General features: G+C 59.6%; 1 protein-coding gene and 1 pseudogene. Both read right to left on the reverse strand.

The features are described from left to right. Nucleotides 1-171: 171 nt before the first annotated feature. A complete protein-coding gene (locus AC1DWF_RS31675) occupies nucleotides 172-1,185 on the reverse strand; it encodes an HAD family hydrolase (RefSeq protein WP_476842526.1) in 1,014 nt (337 codons plus the stop codon). A gap of 98 nt (nucleotides 1,186-1,283) precedes the next feature. Next, nucleotides 1,284-1,907 (reverse strand): annotated as a pseudogene (locus AC1DWF_RS31680) (arylsulfatase); the annotation flags it as partial.

Genomic DNA, 1,907 nt, shown 5'->3' on the forward strand with positions numbered 1-1,907 from the left:
CTTGCACCCAACGGGATCAGCGCCAGGGCACAGCTGAGAAATACCTTTCGAGATAGATCAACCATTGACGTCCCCTTCGTTTTGCCCCGCCTTCACTGACTTAGCTGTCAGCAACGACTAACGTTGCGCTTGTTACGGCGAGGCGGCTTTTTCGCTAATTGCCACTCGGCACTATTTCAGTTCGAACGGAAAGATGGTCTTCCAGTCCGTCTTCATGTCGACAACCGTCCAATTGTTCACCGCAGCCGCATCGAGCGCTTCGTCGAGTTTGCCAAACTCCGTGTTGCGGTCGTAGGCGTACTCCCGCTCGGCGTCGGTGTGGTGGACGATGAGACCGAAACGCGGGCCGGCGTTCCCGCTGCCCAAGGTCGTCCATTGCAGCATTTCGAGGTCGCCATCGGAATTGCCGAAGGCGGCGATCGGACGGCGGCCGATCTGCTCGTTGATGCCGGACGGCTTGCCAGCCTTGTCGTCKATGAAGTTGACCTCAGGCAGCCGAAACAGCGTAGGCGTGCCATCTTTCATCTCGAACTGCGTCTTGATGGACGAACCAATGACCTGCTCTGCCGGCACCCCATAAACCTTCTCGGTCCATGGCCGCATGAACTCGATGCCGCCGCCCGAAGCGATGAAAGTCTTGAAGCCATTGGCACGCAGATAGGCGAGCAGTTCGAGCATCGGCTGGTAGACGAGTTCGGTGTAGGGGCGCTTGAACCGGCCATCACGCGCGGTTGCGATCCAGTCGGTGACGATCTTCTGGAACTCGTCGCTGGTCATTCCGGCGTGGGTCGCCATGATGAGTTCCACCAGCCCCTTCTCGCCGCCTGCCGCGAGCGCCTTCATGTCGCTTTCGAGCACCGCCTTGAACGGCTGTGTGGTCTTCCATTCCGGATGCGACGGCGCTTCTGTCTTCACGCGGTCGAGCGCAAAGGCGAGTTGGGTATACATCGGGTGCTCGACCCACAATGTACCGTCATTGTCGAAGACGGCGATGCGATCCGGCTCGGCAACGAAGTCCGGCGAGCCAGCCTTGGTCACTTTCTCGACGAAGGCAACGATGGCTGCCTTGGGGCCGGTGTCGTTCCATGATGGCAGGGGATCGGTCTGGGCCTGCGCCAATGCCGCCGCAAGAAATGCGCAAAGGCCTATGAACGCTCCGCCAACGAGCCTGGAGAATGCGTGCATCTGAACTCTCCATCGTTGATGTGGTTGGGCCCGAACTGCCGGGCAAGATTTGGTATCGGACGCCCCTGTGACGGGGCGTCCGGCCTTGGCGGGGTGTGTCAATCGTGACCTGTCTTCATATCTTTGACCTGCTGCATCACCTGCTCCAGATTGTAGCTTGCAGGGTCCTGAAGCGGCGGATAGGCGATGTAGGTCTCGAGATGCCTTAGCCACAACTGCTGGCCTATGGGCAGGATGTTCCAGTCATAGACATAGGCGGTGGAYGGAGAGGCGATGGAGCCGGCCATTCCGAACAGCGTCTTGATCTGTTGGCCGACCGAGGTCTCGAACGGATCGCGCTTGATGTTGACGACCTGCGTCCAGGAGTAGGGTTGCACGCCTGAGATGAAGCCAGCTGGGTCGTCGGAGACCATTGCGAAATACATCTTCCAGTTCTTGTAGCGAACCGCCGATGGCTCCTTGCCGGAATAGTACAAGAAAGAGTCGCGCGCGGACGGCGACTTGCCTTCCAGGAATTCACGCTGATCGATCCCGTCGAGCGTGGTCTTGACGATCCCTGGATACTTGCCAGCCTCGATCTCTTTTTTCAGCCCGTCGCCCTTTGGGCCACCGGCGATGTCGACGAGCGTCGGCAGCCAGTCAAGCGAGGCGAAGATGTCGTTCTTGACCGTGCCGGGTTCGATGTGTCCGGGCCAGCGCACGACCAGCGGGGCACGCATGCC

It is taken from the genome of Aminobacter sp. P4_D5 (assembly GCF_056401815.1).